Annotated in this window: 14 protein-coding genes and 1 tRNA gene; 6 read left to right on the top strand and 9 right to left on the bottom strand. The window is 68.6% G+C overall.

What is annotated here, in order from left to right; translation table 11 throughout:
- Nucleotides 1-68: 68 nt before the first annotated feature.
- The 3 genes from AC3WOE_RS08895 to AC3WOE_RS08885 form a co-directional block, all read right to left on the bottom strand.
- Complete coding sequence (locus tag AC3WOE_RS08895) at nucleotides 69-569, bottom strand: chemotaxis protein CheW (protein WP_492689819.1); 501 nt, start codon at nucleotides 567-569, stop codon at nucleotides 69-71.
- Between the two features lie 31 nt (nucleotides 570-600).
- On the bottom strand, nucleotides 601-3,780 hold the full coding sequence (locus tag AC3WOE_RS08890; RefSeq protein ID WP_492689817.1) for a PAS domain S-box protein: 3,180 nt from the start codon (nucleotides 3,778-3,780) through the stop codon (nucleotides 601-603).
- Between the two features lie 70 nt (nucleotides 3,781-3,850).
- A complete protein-coding gene (locus tag AC3WOE_RS08885; protein ID WP_492689815.1) occupies nucleotides 3,851-6,412 on the bottom strand; it encodes an ABC transporter permease in 2,562 nt (853 codons plus the stop codon).
- A gap of 88 nt (nucleotides 6,413-6,500) precedes the next feature.
- Here AC3WOE_RS08885 and AC3WOE_RS08880 point away from each other — a divergent pair, with 88 nt between their 5' ends.
- Entirely contained in the window at nucleotides 6,501-7,634 is a 1,134-nt protein-coding gene (locus AC3WOE_RS08880; RefSeq protein ID WP_492689813.1) for an ABC transporter substrate-binding protein, read from the top strand.
- On the opposite strand, the gene AC3WOE_RS08875 is transcribed toward AC3WOE_RS08880, so the two are convergent.
- Both AC3WOE_RS08875 and AC3WOE_RS08870 read right to left on the bottom strand, forming a co-directional pair.
- Complete coding sequence (locus AC3WOE_RS08875; RefSeq protein WP_492689811.1) at nucleotides 7,627-9,060, bottom strand: sensor histidine kinase; 1,434 nt, start codon at nucleotides 9,058-9,060, stop codon at nucleotides 7,627-7,629. The two genes, AC3WOE_RS08880 and AC3WOE_RS08875, sit on opposite strands and share 8 nt — an antisense overlap.
- Nucleotides 9,041-9,706, bottom strand: coding sequence for a response regulator (locus AC3WOE_RS08870; protein WP_492689809.1), 666 nt, complete (start codon nucleotides 9,704-9,706; stop codon nucleotides 9,041-9,043). The genes AC3WOE_RS08875 and AC3WOE_RS08870 overlap by 20 nt, the downstream gene beginning before the upstream one ends.
- Nucleotides 9,707-10,132: 426 nt before the next feature.
- Here AC3WOE_RS08870 and AC3WOE_RS08865 point away from each other — a divergent pair, with 426 nt between their 5' ends.
- Nucleotides 10,133-11,251, top strand: coding sequence for a porin (locus AC3WOE_RS08865; RefSeq protein ID WP_492690309.1), 1,119 nt, complete (start codon nucleotides 10,133-10,135; stop codon nucleotides 11,249-11,251).
- A 60-nt stretch (nucleotides 11,252-11,311) separates the two neighbouring features.
- Nucleotides 11,312-11,385 (top strand) — tRNA-Gly (locus AC3WOE_RS08860).
- A gap of 170 nt (nucleotides 11,386-11,555) precedes the next feature.
- Here AC3WOE_RS08860 and AC3WOE_RS08855 read toward each other — a convergent pair.
- The 3 genes from AC3WOE_RS08855 to AC3WOE_RS08845 all read right to left on the bottom strand — a co-directional run bounded on the left by AC3WOE_RS08855 (nucleotide 11,556) and on the right by AC3WOE_RS08845 (nucleotide 16,927).
- Nucleotides 11,556-12,494 (bottom strand): diguanylate cyclase, encoded by a 939-nt coding sequence (locus AC3WOE_RS08855; protein ID WP_492689807.1) that lies wholly within the window; start codon nucleotides 12,492-12,494, stop codon nucleotides 11,556-11,558.
- Nucleotides 12,491-15,115, bottom strand: a complete 2,625-nt coding sequence (locus AC3WOE_RS08850; protein WP_492689805.1) for a response regulator — start codon at nucleotides 15,113-15,115, stop codon at nucleotides 12,491-12,493. The genes AC3WOE_RS08855 and AC3WOE_RS08850 overlap by 4 nt, the downstream gene beginning before the upstream one ends.
- Before the next feature lie 135 nt (nucleotides 15,116-15,250).
- The gene (locus AC3WOE_RS08845; protein WP_492689803.1) at nucleotides 15,251-16,927 is read right to left on the bottom strand and encodes a bifunctional metallophosphatase/5'-nucleotidase; all 1,677 of its coding nucleotides are present in this window, start codon (nucleotides 16,925-16,927) and stop codon (nucleotides 15,251-15,253) included.
- Nucleotides 16,928-17,355: 428 nt separating this feature from the next.
- On the opposite strand from AC3WOE_RS08845, the gene AC3WOE_RS08840 reads away from it, so the two are divergent.
- Nucleotides 17,356-20,727: a TonB-dependent receptor gene (locus AC3WOE_RS08840; RefSeq protein ID WP_492689801.1), complete on the top strand. Its 3,372-nt coding sequence runs from the start codon at nucleotides 17,356-17,358 to the stop codon at nucleotides 20,725-20,727.
- Nucleotides 20,728-20,818: 91 nt separating this feature from the next.
- Here the strand turns inward: AC3WOE_RS08840 and AC3WOE_RS08835 are convergent, their stop codons facing one another.
- A complete protein-coding gene (locus AC3WOE_RS08835; protein ID WP_492689800.1) occupies nucleotides 20,819-22,303 on the bottom strand; it encodes an NAD-dependent succinate-semialdehyde dehydrogenase in 1,485 nt (494 codons plus the stop codon).
- A gap of 105 nt (nucleotides 22,304-22,408) precedes the next feature.
- Between AC3WOE_RS08835 and alaS the strand changes: the two genes are divergently transcribed.
- Nucleotides 22,409-25,033 carry an alanine--tRNA ligase gene (gene alaS, locus AC3WOE_RS08830; protein ID WP_492689798.1) on the top strand — a complete coding sequence of 875 codons (2,625 nt, stop codon included), beginning with the start codon at nucleotides 22,409-22,411 and terminating at the stop codon, nucleotides 25,031-25,033.
- Nucleotides 25,034-25,260: 227 nt separating this feature from the next.
- Nucleotides 25,261-26,409 carry a serine hydrolase domain-containing protein gene (locus AC3WOE_RS08825; RefSeq protein ID WP_492689797.1) on the top strand — a complete coding sequence of 383 codons (1,149 nt, stop codon included), beginning with the start codon at nucleotides 25,261-25,263 and terminating at the stop codon, nucleotides 26,407-26,409.
- The last annotated feature ends 13 nt before the right edge of the window (nucleotides 26,410-26,422 follow it).

Here is a 26,422-nt window from a genome sequence, read left to right as displayed (position 1 = left end):
CATCGGCTGGAATGCAGTATTTCCAACGGTGAAACAGTCAGCGATCGCTAACTTGCGATCGCCTGCCGCTAGTCCACCAGCCCGAAATCCGGGCTTTTGATCATGGCCTCGATGTCCAGCAGGATCAGCAGGCGTTCGCCGATCTTGCCCAGGCCGGTGATGAAGCGGGCGTCCAGGGCGGCGGCCACTTCGGGGCGGGGCTTGATCGCCTCGGCGCTGAGTTCCAGCACGTCGGACACCGAATCCACGACGACGCCGACGACGCGGCCCGCCACATTCAGCACGATGACGACGGTGAAGGCGTTGTATTCGCTGGCCTGGCCCAGGCGGATGCGCATGTCCAGGATGGGCACGATGACGCCGCGCAGGTTGACGACGCCCTTGACGAAGGCGGGGGCGTTGGCGACCCGGGTGGGCGGCTCGTAGGAGCGGATTTCCTGCACGCGCAGGATGTCCAGGCCGTATTCCTCCTCGCCGATGCGGAAGGTCAGGAACTGGCGGCCATCGGTGCGAGCCAGAGCCTGCACGGCCTGGGCACCGGTGCTGGGAACGAGGTCGGTAGAGCTCATCGGGCGCTGCTGCAAATGGGGAACTGGACCCTCATTCTGCCCGTTCCGCACCACCTGCCGAAACCAACAATTCGTCGACCAGGGCAAGCAATTCACGCACGTCCAGCGGCTTGGTCAGATAGTGCCGGGCGCCCGCCACCTGGGCCGCGGCGATCTGCTCGGGCTGGGCGTTGGCCGACACGACGACGACCGGTGGCAGCGTGGCGCCCAGATCGCGCATGCGGCTCAGCAGGGTCAGGCCGTCGCCGTCGGGCAGTTGCCAGTCCAGCAGCAGCAGGGCAGGTGGCCGTTCGCGCAGGGCGCGCAGGCCGGCCTCGACCGTCGACGCGATCTCCAGCTCGATGCCCGGGCGCTGCTCCAGGATGCCGCGCATGACTTCGGCGTTGAGGGGGTTGTCCTCCACATAGAGCAGGCGCCGCCGCGGTCCGACGCGCGGGGGCGTGGGCTCGTGCGGTGCGGCCTCCTGCGGCAGGGCAACCGCGGCACCGCTGGCGGGCAGGCGCAGCACGAAGCAGGCGCCCGGGCCGTCCGGCTGCTGTTCGGCGCGCAGGCTGCCACCCATCATCTCGGCCAGGCGCTGGCTGATGACGAGGCCGATGCCGGTGCCTGGCAGGCCGCTGCGCTCGCGGCCCAGACGATTGAAGGGCTGGAAGAGGGCGGCGTGCTGTTCTTCGGTCAGGCCCAGGCCGGTGTCGCGCACGGCGATCTCCACCCAGCCCGACTCGGGACTGGTCGCCACGATGTTGACGCTGCCGTTCGGGCGGTTGTACTTGACGGCGTTGCTGAGCAGGTTGGTCAGGATCTGCGTCACCCGCGTGGGGTCGCCGACCAGACGCACCGCCGCCGGGTCGACGCGCTGGCTGAGGCCCAAGCCGCGCTCGGCCGCCTGACCCTGCACCAGGGCCACGGCACGGGCCAGCAGGGGGGGCAACTCGAGCAGGGCCGGCTCCAGACGCAGCGAGCCGGCCTCGATGCGCGACAGGTCCAGGGTGTCGTTGATCATCTCCAGCAGATGCCAGCCGGCCTGGGCGATCTGCTGGGCGCGGCCGCGCTGCCCGGGCGGCAGCGGCTCCGTCGCGTCCATCTGCATCAGCTGGGTGAAGCCGAGGATGGCGTTCATCGGCGTGCGCAGCTCATGGCTCATGCGCGACAGGAACTCGTTCTTGGCCTGGTTGGCGGCCTCGGCAGCTTCGCGGGCGCGATCCAGTTCCTCGATGCGCAGCTGGTCGGTGATGTCTTCCACGACGCCCACCAGGCGGTGCGGCCGGCCATCCGCGCCGCGCAGCAGGCTCACCAGCACGCGCGCATGGGCGGTGCTGCCGTCCGGGCGGATATAGCGCTTGAGCCGGCGGTAGTAGGGGATCTCGCCGCGCATCAGCCGGCGCGCCAGGCGGATGTCCTCGCGGCGGTCATCGGCGTGGGTCACGTCGATGGATCGCTTGCCCAGCAAGGCGGCGGCCGAGTAGCCGACGAGGCCGCAGAAATGCGCGTTGACTTCCTGGAAGCCGCCATTGAGGTCGGTGAAGGCGATGCCGATGGGCGCGTTCTCGAAGATGCTGTGAAAGCGCTGCTCGCTCTGGCTCAGCGCGCGCTCGCCCAGGGCACGGTTGGCCACCTCGCGCTCCAGGGCCGCCGTGCGCTCGCGCACCAGGGCTTCCACATGCTGGGTCCGGCCCGACATCAGCAGCAGCAGCGCGCCCACCATGGCGGTGGCCAGCAGACCGACGAGGGCGAAGGCCCAGCTGCGGCCCGGCGCCTGCACCAGGCCCGGCAGGTCGTAGATGCGCACCTCCCACTGCCGGCCGCCGAACTCCAGCGGCATCTTGACCAGCGGCAGGCGAGCATCGTCGCCGCGCTGCACCGCCTCGCAGCCGATGCGGCCGCCCAGGCGCGGATACACGGCACCGGGTTCCATGTCGACGAGACAGGCCGCCAGGTGCTCCGGCCAGCCCGCGGCCAGCCGCGACAGCAGCAGGTCCGGCCTCAGCGTCGCGAAGACGACGCCGTCCAGGGCCTGCGCGTCCGGCGCGGCATTGCCGCGGTAGAGCGGCTGGTAGACGACCACGCCGACGGCGGCCTCCTTGTCCTGCGACAGCTGGAAGCCGGCCGAGGCGACCGGCCGACCGACGGCCGCGGCCTGCTCGATGGCCGCGCGGGCGCCGGGGATGGTGCGCACATTGACGCCGAGGGCACCGGCATTGCGTGACAGCGGCTCGATGAGGCGGATGGCCAGCATGTCCTCGTCCAGCGGCGGACGCAGATCGCCGGCGCGCAGTCGATCACGGGCCTGGTAGCCGCCCGGGAAGTCGGCTGCAGCGGCCGCGTTGAAGCGGTCGACATCCTCACGAGCGACCCGCAAGGTCAGGCCCAGCGCGATCAGCGGGCTTTCTTCGGTCAGGAAGCCGCGGGTGGCGCGCACGAATTCCTCGCGCGTCGGTCGCGGCTTCACCTTGACGAGGCCATGCACGCCTTCCAGCATCAGCAGCGGCTCGCGCAGCCGGCCCGCCAGGTCCTGGGCAGCGCCGGTGGCGTCGCGCGCGAAGTCGGCGCGATTGCGCTGGTGGTCCCACTCCATGGTGGCGGCCACGCCCAGGCCCACCACCAGCGTGGTCAGCAACATGGGCAGGCCGACACTGAAGCGCCGCGTGGCCCAGGCCGAGCGCGGCTGGCCGATCAGGGCCAGCGTGATGGGGGTGGCGATCAGCACGCCCATCAGGTCGCCGGTCCACCAGACCGTCCAGACCAGCGTCGCCTGCGCCGTCGCGATGACGCCGAAGACCTTGAGCAGCAGCGTCGCGCAGCTCGGGCTGATGCAGCCGGCCAGGGCGGCGGCGGCCAGATAACCCGCCACCTCGCGGGGCGAGGCCAGCACGATGGGACGGCCGCACCAGCGGCGCATCAGCAGGGTGCCGGCCACCGCCTGCGTCGCCGCGCCCAGGCCGATGCCGGCTGCCAGGGCCAGCACGCCGCCCTGCTCGCTCATCATCGTGGCCTGCACGATGAAGGAGCCCAGGGCCACGGCCGGCGTGTAGCGCAGGCCCCAGACCAGCAGCACGGCCAGGCCCCAGCCGGCCGCCGGGTAGATGGGCGCCACCTGGTAGGGCGGCAGCACCATCAGCAGGCCCAGCCGGGCCAGCAGGTAGTAGACGCCGACGACGGCCGCGGACAGCGCCAGATAGCGGCCGATTTCGCGGGCGCCGACGGAGTTCACTGGGCACCCTTCGCGCTGCGCGCTGTCCCGCCAGGCGGGAGCCGAGCCCCTTCGGACGGCCGTGCGGGGCTCATTCCGCCTGAGCCTCCCGCAGCGTCTGCACCACGGGGCGCTGCAGCACGCCGCGCAGGCTCCACCAGCCGGCACTCCAGGCCAGCAGCGCGCCGCAAGCGGCACTGATCAGCGGCACCCAGGGTTTCATATGCCACTCGAACTCGAACACGAAGCGTGCCAGCAGGGCGGCCAGCACCAGGGCCACCGCGCCGGCCAGGAAGCCGGCCAGGGCGCCCACGCCCAGCAGCTCGGCGCGCTGCACCTGGGCCAACAGGCTGCCGGGTGCGCCCAGGGCCCGCATCAGCGCGAACTCGCGGGTACGTGCCTCGCGCGTGCTGCCCACGGCGGCCAGCAGCACGACCAGGCCGGTCGCCAGCGTGAAGCCGAACAGGAACTGCACGGCCTGGATGACCTGGTCCAGCACGCCCTGCACCTGGTTGAGCTGGGCCGACACGTCGATGACGGTCAGGTTGGGGAACTGCCTGGCCAGCTCGCGGTCCAGCTTGGTGGCCGCCGGGCTGCGGTAGGCGGCAATCTGGGTGGCAGGTAGGTCCGGCAGCTCGGCCTTCTCGAACAGCACGAAGAAGTTGACCCGCATCGACGACCAGTCGACCTTGCGCAGGCTGGTGATGCGACCCTGCACCGGCTGGCCGGCGATGTCGAAGGCCAGGGTGTCGCCGAGCTTGAGCCCCAGCGTCGCCGCCAGGCCTTCCTCGACGCTGAGGCCCGTCTCATCGGGCTTGGCATCGCCCCAGCGGCCGCCGGTGATCTGGTTGTGGGCCGGCAGTTCGGCCGTGTGGCTGAGGTTGAACTCGCGCTCGGCCAGGCGCTGGGCGCGCTCCTCGGCGAAACGCTTGGCCAGCACAGGCTCGCCATTGATGGTCGTGAGGCGACCGCGGATCATGGGGTACCAGTCGAAGCCTTTCACGCCGGCGTCGGTGAGCGTCTTGCGGAAGGCTTCGCCCTGGTCGGGCTGGATGTTGATGACGAAGCGGTCCGGCGCCGCGGCCGGCGTGGCGCGGCGCCAGCTGTCGATGAGGTCGGTGCGCAGCAGCACCAGCAGGGCCAGGGCCAGCAGGCCGACGGCCAGGGACGCCACCTGCATGACGGCAAAGCCTGGCCGAGCAGCGACCTGGCGGGTGGCCAGCAGCAGCCAGCGCGGCACGGCCGCGCCGCTGACATTGACGGGCACGACGCGCCGCAGCAGCCAGACCGCGCACCAGGCCAGCAGCGCAAACAGCAGCACCGCGCCGGCAAAGCCCGCGGCGGCGATGGCACCCAGCTTCATGTCGCCGGCCAGCACGACGAGGATGGCGCCCAAGCCCGCCACGCCGGCGCCCAGCACGAGCAGGGAACCGGCCTTGGGCGCGCCCAGGTCGCGGCGGATGACGCGCAGCGGCGGCACGGCCGCGAGCTGCAGCACCGGCGGCAAGCCGAAGCCCATCAGCAGCGACAGGCCCAGGCCCAGGCCCAGCAGGGCCGGCCAGATGCTGGGCGGCGGCAGGTTGACGTCGATGAGGCCGGCCAGCAGCGACACGAAGACCTGATGCAGGGCCAGGCCGCCGAGCACGCCGACGGCGCTGGCGCCCAGGCCGGCGAGCAGGAACTCCAGACCATAGGCCCAGGCGATGCGGCGCTGCGGCTGGCCGAGCACGCGCAGCATGGCGCAGTCGTCCAGATGCCGCGCCGCGAAGTCGCGCGCCGCCAGCGCCACGGCGACCGCTGCGAGCAGGGCCGACAGCATGGCCACGAGGCGCAGGAAGCGCGCCGCGCGGTCCAGGGTCTGGCGCATCTCGGGGCGGCCGGATTCGAGCGACTCCAGGCGCACGCCGCGCAGCTTGTCCTTCTCGACCAGTTGCTCGGCGCCCTTGACGAAGCCGGCCACCGCGCCCGGCCCAGCACCGGTGGCCGGCACGACGGCCATGCGGTAGGTCAGGCGGCTGGCCGGCTGCACGAGATGGGTGGCGGCGAGGTCACCTTCGCCCAGCATGACGCGCGGCGCGAAATTCATGAAGCCGGCGCCGCGGTCGGGCTCGGTCTCGATGAGGGCGGCGAGCTTGAGCTGGCTGTCGCCGAGCAGCAGCGTGTCGCCGAGCTTGAGCCCCAGGCCGTCGGCCACCGCCGGGTCGACCCAGACCTCGCCGGCCGCCGGGGCGCCGCCACGGCCGGGCAGGGCTTCGCGCAGCTTGACGCTGCCGCGCAGCGGATAGCCGGCGCCCACCGCCTTCACGGCCACCAGCCGGCTCTCGCCGCCATGGGCTTCATCGCTGCGCGCCATGCTCGGGAAGGTGGCGCTGCGGACGGTGGTCAGGTTCTGGGTAGCGGCCAGGTCGACGATGGCCTGCGGCGTGGGCTGGTCGCTGGCGACGACGGCGTCACCGCCCAGCAACTGGGCTGCATCGCGGCGCAGGCCCTGGTCCAGGCGGTCGGACAGGAAGGCCACGGCGCACAGCGCGGCGACCGCGAGGGCCACGGCCAGCATCAGCAGTCGCAGCTCGCCGGCGCGCCAATCTCGCAGCAATTGCCGCCAGGCAATCAGCAGCGTGGCGGGCGGACGCGAAACAGCAGGGGACGTCATGCGGCCGACTGTAGCCTCGCCTGCCCATGGGCGTCGTCACCGGGAGAGTGAACAGCTTGCGGCCAGCTCTGATCGCTATCCTCGAGCGATGGCGAGAATCGACGCGCAACTCGATCCCGTGGGCCGTCGCAATTTGCTGCGATGGCTGCTCTTGCCTTTGCCAGCGGCGGTTCATCTCCAAGCATGGCCGGGCTCGCCGTCGAACTACCCGGACTCCTATCCCGGCATCGTTGCTGCCGCCCGGGATGAAGGCAAGGTCGTTGTCTACTCCACGACCGACATCTCCGCCGTCGCTTCATTGATCCGCGACTTCGAGCAGTGCTACCCGGGGATTCGGGTCGAGTACAACGACCTCAACAGCGCGGAGCTGCATCAGCGCTACCTGGCCGAGACCTACGCCGGCAAACCCACTGCAGACGTCCTGTGGAGTTCGGCGATGGACCTGCAGATGAAGCTCGCCAACGACGACTACGCGACACGCTACCGGTCGCCGGAAATCGCATCGCTGCCCGAATGGGCCGTCTGGCGCGAGACCGCCTACGGCACCACGTTCGAGCCGGCGGTGTTTGTCTACAACAAGCACTTCGTGACCGGCGATGAGGTACCCGCGACGCACGCCGATGTCCTCAGGCTGCTGACCAGCCAGCGCGACAAGTACGCGGGCAACGTGACGACCTATGACATCGAGAAATCGGCGGTTGGCTTCCTGTTTGCAACCCAGGACAGCCGTATCCAGGCCAGCTTCTGGGACCTGGCCCGCGCGATGGGGGCGGATGCGGTCGAGCTGGAGGCCAACACCTCGGTGATGGTGCAGAGAATCGCCGCCGGAAAGGTCTATCTCGGATACAACCTGATCGGCTCCTACGCGCTGACGCGTGCCCGCCGCGACCCTTCGATTGGCGTGGTGCTGCCGCGGGACTACACCCTCGTCATGTCGCGCATCGCACTGATTGCCAAGTCAGCCGCCAATCCGAACGCCGCCAAGCTCTGGCTCGACTATCTGCTGTCCAAGCGCGGGCAGACCGTGCTGTCCAGCAAGTCCGAGCTGTTCTCGATTCGCGAAGATGTTCCGGGCGAGTTCACGGCCGCAACGCTGCGCCGGGAGCTTGGCGGCAGGCTCAAGGCCATTGCCGTGGCGCCTGCGCTGCTGGTCTTTCTCGACCGCGTCAAGCAGCAGGAATTCCTGCGCCGCTGGAGGCATGAGGCGGGCGGTGTCAAATAGCCGTCGTCGCCTCGACCGGGGCCGCGCGTTTGAGTGCCGGCAGCGTCACCCGCACGCACAGGCCGGCACCGCCAGCTGGCGTCAGCAACTGCACTTGCCCCTGGTGCGCCGTGGCGATGTCCCGCACGATCGAGAGTCCCAGACCCGAGCCCGGCTTGTTGGCGGCAATCACGCTGCGTGCCCGGTAGAACCGTTCGAACACCTGCTCGCCGTCCTGAGGCGCGATGCCGGGGCCGTTGTCCTCCACGTCGAGCACCACGGTGTCTGCGGCGCAGACCCTGACGTTGACGAAGCCGCCCTCGCGACCGTACAGGATGGCGTTGTCGATGAGGTTGGCAATCAGTTCGCGCAAAAGGAGCTCGTTCCCTGCGACTTCGGCGGGCTTCGATGGCTCGTCGAAACCCAGGTCTATCGATCGCTTGCGGGCCGCTTCCACGTGGTCCATGGCCGTCTGGCGTGCCAGCTCGCCAAAGTCGACCGGGGCGTTGCTCAATTCGCCAATTGCATCCGGCTCTGACCGGGCCTGCAAAAGCAGCTGGGACAGCAGGCGACTGAGGCGGTTGATGTCCTGTTGCACTTCCTGCAGCGTCTGGAGCGCCATGTCCTCGCGGCCTTGCCGAAGACAATATTCGATCTGCGCGCGCATTTCAGCCAGCGGTGTGCGCATCTGGTGAGACGCATCGGCGATGAGGCGTTGCCGGCTCGACAGCAGCCGCTCGATTCGGGCGGTGTGCTGGTTCAGGGCTTCGATCAGCGGGCGCACTTCGACCTGCACATTGCCGGCGTCGATGGGGCTGAGGTCGGCGGGCGAGCGCAGGGCGACGCTGCGACGCAGTTGCGCCAGCGGCCGCAAGCCACGCACCAGGCCCAGCCACACGAACACCACGGCCGCCAGGATCAGGGCACCCTGACGCACCATCCCGTCGATGAGGATCTGCCGTGACAGGGCATCCCTGGCTTCACCGGTCTCGGCAACGATGATGATCACCGGTGCTGCCACATCGGTGCCGTACAGCTGCTTGTACAGCGCGACGAGGTGAATGCGCTCCCCTCGATAGTCGGCCGTGTACAGCGTCGATTCGGCGCCGTTGCCGGGCTTCAGTGCCGGCAGCGGCAAATCCTCATACCCCGTTGCCGTCTGCCCGTCGGGCGACACCACGCGGTAGAAGATCCGCTCCTGGATGTTCGATTCGAGCAGCTCGAGCGCCGCGTAGGGCAGGTCGACGACGACCTCGCCGTTGCGGTACTCCACGTCTTCCGCGATGGCCTCGGCGGAGGCGGTCAGCAGGCGGTCGAATGCCATGTCGGCGGTCGCGGCTGCCGCGCGGTTGCTCAACCACGAGTTGATGGAGAGCAGCAGAAGCAGCGGCGGCAGCAGCCAGCGCAGCAACTGCAGCCGAAGGCTGTCAGCCGGCTTCGAGTACATAGCCCAGGCCCCGCAGCGTCGTGATGCGCAGGCCGCTGTTCAGCAACTGTTTGCGCAGGCGGTGGATGTAGATCTCGACGACCTCCTGGGACGTGGTCGCATCGAGGGAGAAGATCTGCTCGTGAAGCTTGGCCTTGCTGACCGCCTTGCCCGCGCGCACCAGCAGCGCTTCCAGCACGGCGTGTTCCTTGGGGCGCAGCACCAGACGTTGGCCATGCAGCGCAAAGCTCCGGTCGCTGCCGTCGTACGCCAGCGACCCCAGGCTGAGCTTCGAGGCAGGCTGCCCGTGGGCGCGCCGGATCACGGCCTGCAGCCGTGCTTCCAGTTCCTCGAGTGCAAAGGGTTTGGCGAGGTAGTCGTCCGCGCCGAGTTTCAGGCCGCGAACGCGGTCCTCCAGGTCGCCTCGAGCCGTCAGGATCACCACGGGCGAGGCGTTGCCTCGCGAGCGCAGCCGCTCCAGCAGCGTCAACCCGTCCATCGACGGCAGGGACAGATCCAGAACGATGGCGTCGTAGTGCTCGGTGCGCAGCAACGAATCCGCGACCGCGCCGTCGTCACAGACGTCGACGGCGTAGCCATGCTGTCGAAGCGACTTGCCCAGCCATGCTGCCAGCTTGGTGCTGTCTTCGACGAGTAGCAGGCGCATGCGGGCGACACGGGGAGCGAGAAACGTAGGGGCGCATTTGGCAGGAAGCCGTCGGCGCGCCGCCACAGGGTTTTCCAAGACGCATTGCAGAGTAAAGCGGCGCGAAAGGTGGCGAAAAAAACAATGCGGCCAGTTCGCAGGCAATCCGCCTCGTTCCGGAGCGCCCGAGACGGCGCCTTGACCACAACTCCAGGAGACAGACCCATGAAGAAGACCGTCCTGTGCATGGCGGTGTTGGCCGCGTTCGCCCATGCGAGCCCGGCTTTCGCCGATGACTTGGCTGACTTGAAGGCCGAGATCGCCGCGCAGAAGCAGGCTGCAGCCGCGCAGCAGGCGCGGCTCGACGCGCTCGAGAAAAGGCTGGCCGCCGTTCAACAATCGGCAGCCGCGCCCGCTGCCGCTCCGGCCGCCGCCGATGGCAAGCCGATGCCAGGCGGCTACAAGTTCGGAGAGGGCTTGAGCATCGGCTCCGCCAACGGGTTCGTGACGCTCTACGGCCTCATCGACGTCTCGTATGTGCACACCAATCACGCCGACGCCGCAGGTCACAGCGTCACGTCGCCGCGCGTGGCCTGGTTCAGCGGCAATCGCTGGGGCGTGGTCGGCTCCCGCAAGATGGGCGACAGCGGCCTGAACGTGATCTTCCGCCTGGAGAGCGAGTTCGAGAGTCAGACCGGCAATATGGACACCGACAACGTGCTGTTCAACCGCGACGCCTGGGTGGGTATCGAGAGCAAGGATTTCGGCAAGCTCACGCTGGGCCGGCAGAACGCGATTGCGCGAGATCCCGCCTCGTCGGCGATCTACGGCGATCCCTACGGGCCGGCCGCGCCCTCGACCGAGGAGGGTGGCTATTCCAACAACAACAACTTCAAGCAGCTGATCTTCTACGCGGGCAGTGCCACCGGCACTCGAATCAACAACGGCGTGGCCTGGAAGAAAGCGTTCAGCAACGGCCTCCTGGCCGCCGCTCAATATCAGTTCGGCGGGGTCCCCGGAGACTTCTCCAAGGGTAGTACCGAGACCGTGTCCTTGGCCTACGCCGGCGGCAGCTTCAACGTTGCCGGGTTCGTCACCAACGCCAACGTCGCGGGGCTGACCAACAAGACCTATTCGGTCGGTGGCAACGTGCAGATCGGTGACGTGCGCCTGAACAGCGGCGTCTTCCACTACACAGCAGACCAGGGTGCCGCAGGTGTGCTGGGCAAACGCACTGACAACGCGTACACGCTGTCCGCCAAGTGGACGCCCGGCGGCGGGCCGTTCGACTATGCGCTCGGCTACCAGAACATGAAGGCCAGCCATGCGGCCGTCAACGGCAGCGGCAATGTCCTCAACGCCTACGCCAACGCCTCAGCTGCGACGGCCACCGCGACGGGCAGCCGTTCAACCCTGTATTCCTCTGCGAACTACCACTTCGACAAGATCACCGAGGTGTATGTCGCGATGGACTACCTGAAGCTCAAGGACGGCTACAAATTCGGCGCAACGAACGGCGCACCGAGCCAGACTGAATTCGCTCTGGGCCTGCGCACGAAGTTCTGACGCCAGCAAGCCGCCGCGGGTTTTCGCGTTCGGCCTTCGCGTTAGACTCCGCGGCCACAGGCGGGTGTAGTTCAATGGTAGAACTTCAGCTTCCCAAGCTGACTACGTGGGTTCGATTCCCATCACCCGCTCCAAACAACAACGGCCCCTCGCGGGCCGTTTTTGTTTGGATTGGGGTCTTGGGATGAGGCCCCACGGTTCGGTCAAGGACAGCCAGTGGCTGTCCTTGGGCGTGCCCCTGGCACGCGCCCGCCAGGGCCTCCAAATCGGTCCGACCGATTTGGAGCATTCCCATCCTCACTCATCACCCCTCCACCCAACTCACCCTCCCCCTTCCCGCCGCCTTCGCCAGATACAGCGCCTTGTCCGCCGCCTCCACCAGCCCTTGACCCTGGTTGCTGGCCGCCACGCCCAGGCTGATCGTCACGCAGCCTTCCACCCCCGGATGCGGCAGCGACAGATTCCTCACCGTGTCCTCCATCAGCTGCGCCACGCCGATGGCGCCTGCGAGGTCGGTATCGGGCAGCAGGCAGACAAACTCTTCGCCGCCATAGCGCGCCAGCAGATCCGTCGGCCGCCTCAGGCAAGCCCGCAACGCCCCCGCCACCCGGCGCAGGCAGTCGTCCCCGGCCAGATGCCCGAGCGCATCGTTGTAGCGCTTGAAGTGGTCGACATCGGCCAGCACCACCGCCATCGCCGAGCGCGTGCGCTGGGCCCGCCGGGCCTCGGCAATGAAGCGCTCGTCGAAATGCCGCCGGTTGTGCACGCCGGTCAGCCCGTCCACGAAAGCCAGTTCGCGCAGCAGGTCGGATTGCGCCTTCAGGGTCAGCTGGGTGCGCACACGCGCCCTCACGACGGTTGGATTGAAGGGCTTGGTGATGAAGTCCGCCGCGCCGGCGTCCAGGGCGCGCGTCTCGTCCTCCGGCTGATCCTGGGCGGTCACGAAGATGACGGCGATGGAGCGCAGCAGCGGGTCGGCCTTCAATTCGGCGCAGAGCTGGTGGCCATCCATGCCGGGCATCTGCACGTCCAGCAGCACCAGGTCGGGTTGGCGGTCGCGGCAGAGCTGCAGGGCGCGGGCGCCGTCGGTGGCCATCAGCACCTGGCAGTCGGCCGAGAAGACGCGATGCAGGGCCTGGATGTTGACGGGCTGGTCGTCGACGATCAGCAGTCGCGGCCGCCGACCGGGAGGGGCGTGGCCAGGCATCAGCGGGGCCCGGTCGGGCAGGGAGATCTGCATCATGTTCGGGCCTCCAGCGTCGTGCGCAGGCGGCGGCACAGCGTCAGCGCGGTGCCGAAGTCCAGGGCGTCCATGGCCGCATCCAGCGCGGCCGCGGTGTCTTCATCGGCTTCGTTCGGCAGCCGTGCGCGCAGGCCCCGGTGGACGTCCAGGGCCTCGAGGTCGGCGCCGTCCAGCAGTTCGGCCAGCCGGTTGAGGCCGTGGGACAGGCTGCCCGGCGGACCGGGGCGATCCAGTTCGGCGTGGACGTCGTGCAAGCCCTGGCGGGCCTGCAGGTCGGCGGCGAGGCGGTCCAGGGCGGCAAGGTCGGCCTGGCGGCGTTCGAGGAAGCGGCGGCGCCAGTCTTCGTCGGGTTCCACGGCATGCTCGCCTTCGGCGGCCAGCGCCGCGAGTTCGCCGGCGCCCAGCATGGCGGCCAGACCCCGGTAGCCGTGCAGCCCGCGCGTGGCCGCGCGGCCGCCTTCGGCCAGGGCCTGGGCGAGCTTGCGGTCCTGCTCGTGCAGGGCGCCCAGGGTGCGCTCGAAGAGTTCCACGCGGCCCGACATGCGTGCCAGTGCTTCGGCCAGCGCGATGCCGGAGCGGCCGGCGTCGGCCAGCACCGCGGGCGGCAGATCGGCGGCGGCGGCCTTGGGCCCGGCGGGCGCCGCGTCGCAGCGCCGCCTGAGCACGGCGACGAGGATGTCGGGGTCGAAGGGCTTGCCGATGTGCTCGTCCATGCCGGCCTCCAGGCAGGCCTGGCGCTCGGCGTCCAGGGCACCGGCCGTCATCGCGATGATGGGCAGGGTCAGGCCGAGCTGGCGGCGGATCAACCGCGTCGCCGTCGTGCCGTCCATGACCGGCATCTGCACGTCCATCAGCACGGCATCGAAGCCGCGCCGTCCACGCGTCTGGGCCAGCAGGGTCAGGGCTTGCTGGCCGTCGCCGGCGAGGCTGATCTGGGCGCCTTCAAGCTCGAGCAGTTCGCGCGTGACCTGCTGGTTGCCGGGGTTGTCCTCGACGACGAGGAGATGCAGGCCGGCCAGCCGCTGCGGCGCGGGCTCGGGCGGCTCGCCATCGCCGCGGCGGGCCTGCATGGCGCTGGCGACAGCCTGGCTCAGCATGGCCGCGGTGACGGGCTTGACGAGGAAGCCGTCGAGCAGGGCCTGCTCGGCGGCGCTGCGCTGGGCCAGGCGTTCACGGTCATGGCTGGTGACCATCAGGATCAACGGCTCGGACCCCAGGCGCTGGCGCAGGCGCACGGCGGTCTGCCAGCCGTCCATGCCGGGCATGACCCAGTCGAGCAGCACGACCTCCGGCGTACCGGCTTCGATCAGCTGCAGGGCCTCGGCGCCGCCGCTGGCGAGACGCGGCGTCCAGCCGAGGGATTCAGCCAGGACGCCCAGCACGCGGCGGGCCTCCGGGTGGTCATCGATGACCAGGACCTGCAGGGCCTGGCGCACCGTTGGCGCGGTTTCCTCGGCGGGCAGGGGGAAGCTCAGCGTGAAGCTGAAGCGGCTGCCGTGGCCGGGGCGGCTGTCGACGTGGATGTCGCCGCCCATCAGCCGCACCAGGCGGCGGCTGATGGCCAGGCCCAGGCCGGTGCCGCCGAAGCGCCGCGCCGTGGAAGCCTCGGCCTGGGTGAAGCCGGTGAAGATGCGCTGCTGCTGCTCGGCCGAGATGCCGATGCCGGTGTCACGCACGCTGAAATCCAGCACCACGCTGCTGGCGCTCTGCGAGGCGCGCGCAATGCGCAGCACGACCTCGCCAGCCTGGGTGAACTTGATGGCGTTGCCGGCCAGGTTGATGAGGACCTGCTGCAGGCGCAGCGCGTCGGCCACGATGACGGGAGGCAGGGCGGGGTCGAGGTCGAAGATGAGCTCGAGCTCGCGCTTGTCGACATTGGCGGCCAGGATGACCGACAGGTCGCGCAGCAGTTCGTCCAGGCGGGTGGGATGGGGATCCAGGCCGAGGTGGCCGGCCTCGATCTTGGAGAAGTCGAGGATGTCGTTGAGCAGGCCCAGCAGGCCGCGGGCGGCGCCTTCGCTCTTGACGGCGTAGTCGCGCTGGCGGGCGTCCAGCGGCGTCTTCTGCAGCAGGCGCAGCATGCCGAGCACGGCGTTCATCGGCGTGCGGATCTCGTGGCTCATGTTGGCCAGGAAGCGCGTCTTGGCCTGGGAGGCGCGCTCGGCGGCGAGCCGTGCCTGGGCTTGCGGCGTCAGGTCGAGGACCGTCAGCACCAGGCCGCCGTCGGGGAGGGGCGCGGTGCGGGCCTCGATGAGGCGGTCGCCGGTGCGATAGGTCTCGAGCCGGTTGGCGCGCTGGTCGCGGCCCAGGGCGAGGGCGGCGTCGACCGCTGAGCGGGCCTGTTCGCCCTGGCCGTAGTCGCCGCGCGCGGCGAAGAACTGGATCAGGTCGTCGAAGCGCAGCGGCGGCTCTTCGAACAGGGAGGCGGGCACATGCAGCAGGCGCTCGAACTCGGCGTTGTGCACGAGCAGGCGGCGGTCGGCGTCGAAGACGGCCAGGCCGCAGGGCAGATGGGCGATGACCTCGCGGATCAGCGGGCTGGGCGTGCTGCTCGAAGGGCCCGCGTCCGCTGGACCGGCCCGAGGCTGGGCGTCACCGCCAGCTTGCTTGTCCCACGCCATCACTCCCCCGAGCCGCTGCTGCCCGGCGTGATGCCGGGCGCTTCGAGTCTAGGACTGGCCTGCCGGGCCGCCGGGGCCGGGTCGCTACAAGAAGTTACAGGTTTGCCCTAGGGCGCCGTCCTGGGGGCGGCGTCGTCACTCGCGGGTGATGCGTCCGGGGGCGGCCTTGGCCAGCGCGTCGGGGGTGTCGCGCAGCAATTCGACGAGGGCGTCGATGTCGGTGCCCAGCACGGCGCGGTCGCGGCCGTGCTTGAAACCGGCCTGGGCGTCGCCGCCTTCGGACAGGAAGTTGTTGATGATCACGCGGTAGTTGCGGGCCGGGTCCACGGGCTCGCCGTTGATGCGCGGATCGACCAGCTGGGCCACGCCGTCGGCGCCCACGCGGTAGCGGTAGCGCAGCGTGGACGAGGGCTGCAGCATGCGTGGCGCGGCGTCGGCCTTGGGCAGCTGGCGCTGCAGGATGTCGAGCAGTTGCTGGCCGGTCAGCGTGACGGCGACGATGTCGTTGCCGAAGGGCTGGATGGCCAGCAGGTCGCTCATCGTCGTCGGCCGGCCGGGCTTGACGACCAGCTCGGCGCGGATGCCGCCGGGGTTCATGAAGGCGACGTCCGCCGGGCCCTGCTTGCGGGCGAAGGCGAGCTGGCTGTCAGCGATCAGATTGCCCAGGGCGGCGTCGCCGTAAGGCTCCTTGGGATAGCGCGTGGCGCCCTGGGGCAGCGTCGTGACCGGCTTGTTGCGGGCGGCCTCGGTCAGCGCGGCGGCCTGGGCCACCAGGGCGGCCAGGGCCGGGTTGGGGGCATAGGCCGACTGCAGCACCGGATGGTTGACGGCCTGGGCGTCGATGACCTTGCCCGCGGCGTCGAACTTCAGATGGCTTTCGGTGATCCAGCCCCCATAGCTGCCAGCCTGCACGACGAGGCGGCCGTCGATCTTGCAGGTGTAGGCCTGGTGGGTGTGGCCGCCGACGATGATGGCGTAGGCGGGGTCCAGGCGCTTCGCGATGTCCTGCACGCGGCCGGTCAGCGTCGGGCAGGCGTAGCTGGGGTCGTTGGCGCCGGCGCCGGGGCCTTGCACACCGCCCTCGTGCATGACAGCCACCAGCACCTGGGCGCCTTCTGCCTTCAACTGCGGCACCAGGGCGTTCAACGTGTCGGCTTCGTCGGCGAAGCGGATGCCCTGGATGGCCCGGGCGACGATGACATGCGGGGTTTCCAGCGTCGCGACGCCGGCGATGGCGACCTTCAGCGTGCCGGCCTGCTTCAGCACGTGGGTGGGCAGCAGGGGCTTGCCGGTGGCGGCGTCCAGCACGTTGGCGCCCAGGTAGGGGAAGCCGGGACCCTTGTAGTTGGGCCACAGGCAGCCGCTGGGGGCGCATTCGCCGCGGGCCTGGCGCAGCAATTCGGGCAGGCCGGCGTCCAGCTCGTGGTTGCCCAGGGCGCTGGCGGTGATGCCGAGCTGGGACATGGCCGTCAGCGTCGGCTCGTCGCGCAGCAGGTTGGAGATCAGCGGCGACGCGCCGATCAGGTCGCCGCCGGCGACGACCAGGGCGTCCGGGTTCTTGGCCTTCAGCGCGGCCAGGGCCGTCGCCAGATAGGCGGCACCGCCGGCGGGCTGGGCCTTGACCGCACCGGTGGCGTCGGCAAGGCGGGGCATCAGCGGCGTCGGGTCCGACGGCTGGATATTGCCGTGGAAGTCGTTGATCGACAGCAGCGTCAGCTCGGTCGGGGCGGCGGGCTGCTGGGTGGCGCAGCCGGCGAGCACGGCGCCCAGCACGAGGCCGGCGCCGAGGCGGAAGGTGTGGGGGAGGGCCATGGCAGGTGGGGCTTGAAGAAGCCGGCGATCTTAGAAGTGGCTTTGTTGCGCAAGTTTGTCGCGGTTATGCGACAGGGCGGACCGGTGGTTGCGAGGTTTACATTGATCGAAAATCGCACCAAGTCGGTGCATTTGCTCCAGGTCTTCTGGGAGAAATCCTTGCTGGCACGGGTGAAAACAGGCCAATGTAGCGGCCGCGCGACGCACTGCCGCAGTGCCTTTCCCCAGGGCGTGAGGTCTAAAACGGGCGACTTCTGACTTACCCGTAAAGTTCTGTCACAGAAAGTCATGACAATTCCGCCACCGTAGCGGCCGTGCCCTCTTTGGGCGGCGGGAAACGCAACCGCAGCGAGCGCTTCATGACGCTTGCGTGACCACTTTCGACACATCAGCCGCGGGCTGCCGCGCGCACAACAGGAGTGATTGGGATGAGCAACAGGTTTGGGTCTGGATTCCCGCTGTCGGCGCTGTGCGCCGCTGTGGCCATCGTGGCCGCCGCGCCCGCGATGGCACAGAACACGACGGCCGCCATTGGCGGCCAGGTGATCGGCGCCGATGGCAAGCCGATGGGTGGCGCCACCGTCACCATCGTGCACAAGGAGTCGGGCTCCACCAACACGCTGACGACCGACGGCGACGGCCGCTTCTCGGCTCGCGGTCTGCGCGTCGGTGGCCCCTACACCGTCACGGCCGTCAAGGGCGGTGACCGCGAAGTCCAGAACGACATCTACCTGGCCCTGGCCGAGACCCTGAACCTCGAGATCCGCATCCGCGGCTCCAATGTGCTCGAGACCGTCGTGCTGACGGGCAGTTCGTCGGGCGGTGCCGCCAAGTTCGACGGCAGCGCCATGGGCGCCGGCACCAGCATCGGCAAGCAGGAACTCGCCGCCTACGCCTCGATCTCGCGCAGCCTGCAGGACTACGCCCGCAACGACCCGCGCGTCGCCCAGTCCGACAAGGGCAACGGCGAAATCACCGTCGCCGGCCAGAACGGCCGCTTCAACACCGTCACCATCGACGGCGTGAAGGTCAACGACACCTTCGGTCTGGAACTGAACGGCCTGCCGACGCTGAAGCAGCCGATCTCCATCGACGCCATCCAGGCCGTGCAGGTCAACGTCTCCAACTACGACGTGACGCAGCAGGGCTACACCGGCGCCAACATCAACGCCGTGACCAAGTCCGGTACCAACGAGTTCACCGGCAGCGTCTATTACGTCTACCGCGATGAGAAGCTGACCGGCGACCGCTATGACCGCGTCCGCAACGTCACCTTCCGCACCCCGGGCTTCTACGAAAAGATGTACGGCTTCACGGCCGGCGGCCCGATCATCAAGGACAAGCTGTTCTTCTTCGCCGGCTACGAAGAGCTGCGCAGCAGCCGCTCCGTGCCGGCCTTCGGCCCGATCGGCACCGACAGCGTCAACGTCGGCCTGACCCAGGCCCAGATCCAGTCGGCCATCGACCTGGCCAAGAGCAAATACAACATGGACATCGGCAGCATGTCGACGCCCAAGGGTGTGGAGCTCGTCGCCAAGGACACGCTGCTGAAGCTGGACTGGAACGTCAGCGACAACCACAAGGTCAACGTCCGCTACACGAAGTCCGAGGAAAGCAACCCGATCTTCCCGAACTTCACCGCCAACCAGCTGTCGCTGTCGTCCGACTGGTACACCCAGGCCAAGACGCTGGAGACCGTCGTCGGCCAGTGGTTCGGCGACTGGACGGACAACTTCTCGACCGAGCTGAAGGTCTCGCAGCGCGACTACAAGAGCGACCCGATCAACAACAGCAACCTGCCCCAGGTCGGCCTGACCTGGACGACGGCTGCGCCGGCCGGCACGGCCACCGGCAATCGCACGCTGACCTTCGGTACCGAGCAGAGCCGCCACTTCAACAGCCTGCACACCAAGACCTTCAACGGCTTCTTCGCGGGCAACCTGTTCCTGGACAAGCACGAGATCAAGGCCGGCGCCGACCTCGAGCGCAACCAGATCTTCAACGCCTTCCTGCAGAACACCCGGGGTGTCTACACCTTCAGCGGCAGCGACCCGATCGCGCTGTGGAACGCCGGTGTGCCGACGTCCTACAACGTGCAGCAGCCGCTGGCCGGCAACACGCTGCAAGACGGTGCCGCCAACTGGACCATCGCCAACATCGGCCTGTTCGTCCAGGACACCTGGAAGATCAGCAAGGCGCTGAACATCGTGGCCGGCGTGCGCGTCGACACGATGGACGTCAATGACAAGCCCAAGTTCAACGCGACCGCCTCGGCCCCGACCACCATCGGTGCCAACGGCCGCCAGGCGGGTGGCTTCGGCTACGACAACAGCTACACGCTGGACGGCCAGAAGATCGTCCAGCCGCGCTTCGGCTTCAACTACCAGTTCGACCCGGCCGACAAGCTCAAGACCCAGCTGCGCGGTGGCTTCGGCCTGTTCATGGGTTCCTCGGCCTCGGTCTGGCTGACCAACCCCTATCAGAACACCGGCGTCACGACGGCCAACTTCAGCTGCGGCGGTGGCTCGACCCCCTGCTCGGCCATCCAGTTCTCGGCCAATCCGGCCTCGCAGCCCGCCGTGGCAGGCACGCCGCCGGCCGCCAACGTCGACTTCGTCGCCCCTGGCGTGAAGCAGCCGACGGTCTGGAAGATGAACCTCGCCGTCGACAAGGAACTGCCCTGGTACGGCCTCGTGGCCGGCGCCGAGTGGCTGCACACGGAAGTCGACAAGGGCCTGTACTACAACTACCTGAACCTCGGCCCCGTGACGTCCACGTCGCCGGTCGATGGCCGCGAGATGTACTACAACGCCGCCGGCCGCAGCCCGCTGTGCTACGCGGGTGGCAATGACAGCAGCCCCAGCAACTGCGGTCGCCTGGTCAAGTCCCTGAACAACCCCAACTTCAACAACGTCACCGTGTTGAAGAACAGCAGCAAGGGCGACGGCGACGTGCTGACCCTGTCGCTGAACAGCCCCAACCGTACGGGCCTGGGCTGGGGCGTGGCCTACACCTACACCCGCGCGACGGAAGTCAGCGGCCTGACCTCGTCGACCGCCAACTCCGGCTGGCTGAACCGCGCCGTCTTCAACCCGAACGAGGAAGTGGCGGCCAACTCGGCCACGCTGATCCGCAACCGCTTCACGGGTAACGTGAACTGGGCCAAGGCCTTCTTCGGCAAGTACAAGACGACCTTCGGCATGTTCTACGAAGGCCGCACCGGCCACGCCTACAGCTGGACGTTCAACAACGACGTCAACGGCGACGGCGTTGCCGGCAACGACCTGCTGTACATCCCGAAGGGCCCGGGCTCCGGCGAAGTCATCTTCCGCTCGTCCAACACCGGCTCGACGATGACGACGCAAGCCCAGATCGACGCCTTCACGGCCCAGACCTCGGCCACCGCGGAAGCCAAGTTCTGGTCCATCGTGGATGCCAACCCGGGTCTGCGCAACTCCAAGGGCAAGGTCGTCGGCCGCAACGCCTCGTTCTCGCCTTTCGTGAACAGCTTCGACGTGCGTGTCAGCCAGGAAGTCCCCGGCTTCTTCGGCAACAACAAGGGCACGCTGACGCTGGACATCCTGAACTTCGGCAACCTGATCAACAAGCGTTGGGGCCGTATCGACGAAGTCGGCTTCGGCACCGGTGGCGCCACCCGCCGCTGGATCAACTACGCCGGTATCGATCCTTCGACCGGCAAGATGGTCTACGCCGTCAACGATCCGGGCGACTACACGACCAAGCAGACCCGCGGCGAATCGCAGTGGGCCATGCAGCTGACCGCCAAGTACGAGTTCTAAAAACAGAGCAAGAAAAGCAGGACCGCCTTATCGGTCCTGCCCAAAGCAAAGGGGCCCCAAAAGGGCCCCTTCTTCATTGCGGCTGCAGGTGCTACTTCTGGATGTCGCCCAGGCAGAGGTACTTCACCTCGACATAGTCCTCGATGCCCTGGCGGCCGCCCTCGCGGCCCAGGCCCGACTGCTTGACGCCGCCGAAGGGCACCTCGGCCGTCGAGATCAGGCCAGTGTTGATGCCCACCATGCCGTACTCCAGCGCCTCGCCGACGCGGAAGATGCGGCCGATGTCGCGGCTGTAGAAATAGCTGGCCAGGCCGAACTCGGTGGCGTTGGCCAGGCGGATCGCGTCTTCCTCCGCCTGGAACTTGAAGACGGGCGCCACCGGGCCGAAGGTCTCCTCGCGCGAGCACAGCATTTGCGGTGTCGCGTCGGCCAGCAGCGTCGGTTCGAAGAAGTTGCCGCCCGCCGTCTCCAGGCGCTTGCCGCCGGTCAGCAGCTTGGCGCCCAGGGCGATGGCGTCGGCCACATGGGTCTCGACCTTCTGCAGCGCGGCGGCGTCGATCAGCGGCCCGACATTGATGCCGGCCTCGAACCCATTGCCCGTCTTCAGCGCGCCGACCTTGGCGGCGAACTTCTCCAGGAAGGCGTCGTAGACCCCGGCCTGCACATAGATGCGGTTGGCGCAGACGCAGGTCTGGCCGGCGTTGCGGTATTTGCTGGCGATGGCGCCTTCCACGGCCGAGTCGAGGTCGGCGTCGTCGAAGACGATGAAGGGCGCATTGCCGCCCAGCTCCAGGCTGAGCTTCTTGATGGACGGCGCGCACTGCTTCATCAGGATGCGGCCGACCTCGGTGGAGCCGGTGAAGGACAGGTGGCGCACCACGTCGCTCTCGCACAGCACCTGGCCGATCTCGATGGACTGCTGGGAGTCGGCCGTCAGCACGTTCAGCACGCCGGCCGGCATGCCGGCCTGCTGGGCCAGCTCGGCGGCGGCCAGGGCCGTCAGCGGCGTGGCTTCGGCCGGCTTGATGATGACGGTGCAGCCGGCCGCCAGGGCCGGCGCGACCTTGCGGGTGATCATGGCCAGCGGGAAGTTCCACGGCGTGATGGCCGCGCAGACGCCCACGGCCTGCTTGATGACCAGATAGCGCTTGCTGGGGTCGGTCGTCGGGATGGTCTCGCCGTAGACGCGCTTGCCTTCCTCCGCAAACCAGTCGAGGAAGCTCGCGCCATAGACCACTTCGCCGCGCGCCTCGGCCAGCGGCTTGCCCTGTTCGGCCGTCATCAGCCGGGCCAGGTCGTCGGCATGCTTGACCAGCAGCTGCTGCCAGCGCACCAGCACGGCGGCGCGCTCCTTGGCCGGCTTGGCGCGCCAGGCATTCAGCGCGTTGGCAGCGGCGGCGATGGCGCTTTCGGCCTCGGCGCGGCCCAGATTGGGCACCTGGGCCAGCTCGCGGCCGGTGGCCGGGTCGTTGACGGCGAACGTGGTGCCGGCGCCCACCCATTCACCGTTGATCAGCGCCTGGGTGCGCAGCAATCCGGGGTTTTCAAGCGCCTCCAGCGGCGAATTCGCGTCCATCTAGGTTCTCCAATCGAATTGAGGAGCACTCTACCCGCGGGATGCAAAGCCCCCTCTCTACAATCGCCCCTCCTTGTCACAGACCTTTTCCAGGAAGCCCCCGGGATGAAAGCCGCCGAGATCCGCCAGACCTTTCTGAAGTTCTTCGAGTCGAAAGGCCACCAGATCGTCGCCTCCAGCCCGGTGGTGCCGGGCGACGACCCGACGCTGCTGTTCACCAACGCGGGCATGAACCAGTTCAAGGACGTCTTCCTGGGCTTCGACAAGCGCGCCTACACGCGTGCCACGACCAGCCAGAAGTGCATCCGCGCCGGCGGCAAGCACAACGACCTGGACAACGTGGGCTACACCGCGCGGCACCACACCTTCTTCGAGATGCTGGGCAACTTCTCGTTCGGCGACTACTTCAAGCATGACGCCATTCAATATGCCTGGGAGCTGCTGACGGTCAACTTCGGCCTGCCCAAGGACAAGCTCTGGGTCACGGTCTACGAAGAGGACGACGAGGCCTACGAGATCTGGAACAAGGTGGTGGGCGTGCCCGCCGAGCGCATCGTGCGCATCGGCGACAACAAGGGTGCGCGCTACATGTCCGACAACTTCTGGATGATGGGCGACACCGGCCCCTGCGGCCCCTGCACCGAGATCTTCTACGACCACGGCCCCGACGTGGCCGGCGGCCCCCCGGGCTCGGCCGAGCAGGACGGCGACCGCTACATCGAGATCTGGAACAACGTCTTCATGCAGTTCAACCGGACTGAAGACGGCGTCATGCACAAGTTGCCCAAGCCGTCGGTGGACACGGGTATGGGCCTGGAGCGCCTCGCCGCGGTGCTGCAGCATGTGCACAGCAACTACGAGATCGACACCTTCGTGAACCTGCTCGCGGCTGCCAAGTCGGCCGTCGACGCGGCCGGTGGTGGCGACTGCGATGCCACGAGCCCGTCGCTGAAGGTCATTGCCGACCACATCCGCGCCTGCTCCTTCACCATCGTCGATGGCGTCATCCCCGGCAACGCCGGCCGCGGCTATGTGCTGCGCCGCATTGCCCGCCGCGCCATCCGCCACGGCTACAAGCTGGGCGCCCGCACGCCTTTCTTCCACAAGCTGGTGGCGGCCCTGTCCGCCGAGATGGGCGACGCCTATCCCGAGCTGCGCCAGGCCCAGGCCCGCGTGACCGACGTGCTGAAGCAGGAGGAAGAGCGCTTCTTCCAGACCATCGCCACCGGCATGGAAATCCTGGAAGGCGCGCTCGCCAAGGGCGGCAACGTCGACGGCGACACCGCCTTCAAGCTGCACGACACCTATGGCTTCCCGGTCGACCTTACCGCCGACGTCTGCCGCGAGCGCGGCGTGACGGTGGACGAGGCCCGCTTCAACGAGCTGCTGGAAGAGCAGAAGAACCGCGCCCGCGCCGCCGGCAAGTTCAAGATGGCCCAGGGCCTGGCCTACAGTGGCGCGCCGACCGAGTTCCACGGCTACGAGCATCTGGTCTGCGAAACAGCCAAGGTCACCGCGATCTACGTTGACGGCGCCCAGGTCGCCGAGGCCCAGGCCGGTGACGACGCCGTCGTCGTGCTGGACCACACCCCCTTCTACGCCGAGAGCGGTGGCCAGGTTGGCGATGCCGGCGAGCTGCGCAACGGCACGACGCGCGTCGTCGTGGCCGACACGCTGAAGATCCAGGCCGATGTGTTCGGCCACCATGGTCAGGTCGTCGAAGGTTCGGTCAAGGTCGGTGACGTCTTCGTCGCCCGTGTCGACGCCGAGCGCCGCGCCAAGACCGTGCGCAACCACAGCGCCACCCACCTGATGCACAAGGCCCTGCGCGAAGTGCTGGGCGCCCATGTGCAGCAGAAGGGCTCGCTGGTGAATGCCGAACGCACCCGCTTCGACTTCGCCCACAACGCGCCGATGACGGCCGAAGAGATCCGCGAAGTGGAGGCCCTCGTCAACGCCGAGATCCTGGCCAACGCCGGCGCGAGCGCCCAGGTCATGGCCCTGGACGACGCGCAGAAGTCCGGCGCGATGATGCTGTTCGGCGAGAAGTACGGCGAGACGGTGCGCGTGCTGAGCATCGGCAGCTCGAAGGAGCTCTGCGGCGGTACCCACGTGAAGGCGACGGGCGACATCGGCCTGTTCAAGATCGTGGCCGAATCGGGCGTTGCGGCCGGTATCCGCCGCGTCGAGGCCGTCACCGGCGACAACGCCCTGGCCTATCTGCAGTCGCTCGAGACGACAGTGCAGGGCGCCGCCATGACGCTGAAGACCTCGCCGCACGAGCTGGGCGCCCGCCTGCATGCGGTGCTGGACCAGATCAAGGCGCTGGAGAAGGAGCTGACGGCTGCCAAGAGCAAGCTGGCGTCCGCCCAGGGCGATGAACTGCTGGCCCAAGCTGTGGACGTGAAGGGCCTGAAGGTGCTGGCCGCCAGGCTCGAAGGCGCCGACGCCAAGACCCTGCGCGAGACCATGGACAAGCTCAAGGACAAGCTGAAGACGGCGGCCATCGTGCTGGCGGCCGTCGACGGCGACAAGGTCCAGCTGGCGGCCGGCGTGACCGCCGACAGCATTGGCAAGGTCAAGGCCGGCGAGCTGGTCAACTTCGTCGCCCAGCAGGTCGGCGGCAAGGGTGGCGGCAAGCCCGACCTGGCCATGGCGGGTGGTACCCAGCCGGCCGGCGTGGCCGCGGCGCTGAACAGCGTGGCGGGTTGGGTGGCTGAGCGCGTCTGACGCTTTCGCCCCTGAATGAACAAGGCCCGCGCATCGCGGGCCTTTTCTTTGGTGGGTGCGCCGACCATACCGACGATCGTGCAGTTCGTCGGCAAGCGCTGGCAGCCAGCAAGGGCTGTGACAACACTGCGGTGGCCCTCCAACCTTCCCCATACCCCTGGAGGGCGGTCCTGCCACGCCCCGTCGCGCTGCGGGATCGGTGTGTCCAAAACAGAAGAACCACCGAGATGAAAAACAGAATTTGCACGATCGCCCTGGCTGTCTGCGCTGCCCCGTTCGCAGCTCTGACTGCCTTCGCAGCCGATGCGCCGCAGGCCGCCGCGTCAGCAGCCAACGCAGCGCCCAGCCTCGGTCTGCAGGCCCGGCTCCAGGCCAGCGTCGACGGCAGCAAGGTGCCAGCCATGGGCGCCGTGTTGATACGCCATGGCCAGGTGACGGAGCTGGCGGTCGCCGGCCTGCGCGCCAAAGGCGAGGTCGTGCCAGTTCAACGTGACGATGTCTGGCACCTCGGCTCCAACGGCAAGGCCATGACGGCCACGATGGTGGCGCGCCTGGTGGAGCGCGGCGTGTTGTCCTGGGAGGCGCCTTTGAGTCAATTGCTGCCCGAGCTGGCCGTCGACATGCAGGCCGCCTACCGTGACGTCACGCTGCGCGATCTGCTCGCCCACCAGGCTGGCCTGCAAGCGGACATCGACGAATCCTGGATGACCGTCTTCTACAAGGACAAGCGCCCCTTGCACGAGCAGCGCCTGGCCTTTGCGCGCATCGCGCTGGCGCAAGCTCCGGCTTTTGCGCGCGGTGCTGGCGACGGCTACTCGAACTCGGGCGTGCTGATCGCTGGCCTGGCCGCCGAGCGCGCCACCGGCCTGTCCTACGAGGCCTTGATGCAGCGCGAGCTGTTCGAGCCGCTGGGCCTGCGCAGCGCGGGGTTCGGTGCCACGCATCGCGGCCAGCCCCTGGGGCACAAGGCGGGGGCGCCCGTCGAAGGCGTGGAGGCGGACAACCCCGCCGTCATTGCCCCGGCCGGTGGCATCCATATGTCGCTGGAAGATTGGTCCCGGTTCGCGGTCGACCAGATGGCCGGCGAGCAGGGTCGTGGCAAGTTGCTGAAGGCCGAGACCTACCGCCTGCTGCACCAGCCGGCACGTGTAGGCGGCAAGTTCGCCCTCGGTTGGCGGGCGCAGGGCAGCATGGCCGGCGTGACCGCCCGCCACCTCGCCCACACCGGCAGCAACGGGGCTTGGTTCGCCCTCATCGTGCTGAAGCCGGACAGCGAGGACGCCGTGCTGGTCACCAGCAATGCCAGCGAAGACGCCGAGGCCGACAAGGCCGTCCGCGCGGTGGCGGTCGGCGCCCTCAAGGCGATGACGCCCTAGGCGGGCGTCAGGG

The organism is Roseateles sp. FW305-36 (assembly GCF_058787015.1).
Note: the sequence above shows the minus strand (reverse complement) of the source record. Positions and strands in the feature narration are given on the sequence as shown.

Bases quoted from the DNA above. Each gene is read 5' to 3' on its own strand.
- AC3WOE_RS08835 (WP_492689800.1), bottom strand. From the start codon at position 22,303: ATGGACGCGAATTCGCCGCTGGAGGCGCTTGAAAACCCCGGATTGCTG.
- AC3WOE_RS08825 (WP_492689797.1), top strand. From the start codon at position 25,261: ATGAAAAACAGAATTTGCACGATCGCCCTGGCTGTCTGCGCTGCCCCG.
- AC3WOE_RS08870 (WP_492689809.1), bottom strand. From the start codon at position 9,706: ATGCGCCTGCTACTCGTCGAAGACAGCACCAAGCTGGCAGCATGGCTG.
- AC3WOE_RS08880 (WP_492689813.1), top strand. From the start codon at position 6,501: ATGGCGAGAATCGACGCGCAACTCGATCCCGTGGGCCGTCGCAATTTG.
- AC3WOE_RS08875 (WP_492689811.1), bottom strand. From the start codon at position 9,060: ATGTACTCGAAGCCGGCTGACAGCCTTCGGCTGCAGTTGCTGCGCTGG.
- AC3WOE_RS08840 (WP_492689801.1), top strand. From the start codon at position 17,356: ATGAGCAACAGGTTTGGGTCTGGATTCCCGCTGTCGGCGCTGTGCGCC.
- AC3WOE_RS08845 (WP_492689803.1), bottom strand. From the start codon at position 16,927: ATGGCCCTCCCCCACACCTTCCGCCTCGGCGCCGGCCTCGTGCTGGGC.
- AC3WOE_RS08855 (WP_492689807.1), bottom strand. From the start codon at position 12,494: ATGATGCAGATCTCCCTGCCCGACCGGGCCCCGCTGATGCCTGGCCAC.
- AC3WOE_RS08885 (WP_492689815.1), bottom strand. From the start codon at position 6,412: ATGACGTCCCCTGCTGTTTCGCGTCCGCCCGCCACGCTGCTGATTGCC.
- AC3WOE_RS08865 (WP_492690309.1), top strand. From the start codon at position 10,133: ATGCCAGGCGGCTACAAGTTCGGAGAGGGCTTGAGCATCGGCTCCGCC.
- alaS (WP_492689798.1), top strand. From the start codon at position 22,409: ATGAAAGCCGCCGAGATCCGCCAGACCTTTCTGAAGTTCTTCGAGTCG.
- AC3WOE_RS08895 (WP_492689819.1), bottom strand. From the start codon at position 569: ATGAGCTCTACCGACCTCGTTCCCAGCACCGGTGCCCAGGCCGTGCAG.
- AC3WOE_RS08850 (WP_492689805.1), bottom strand. From the start codon at position 15,115: ATGGCGTGGGACAAGCAAGCTGGCGGTGACGCCCAGCCTCGGGCCGGT.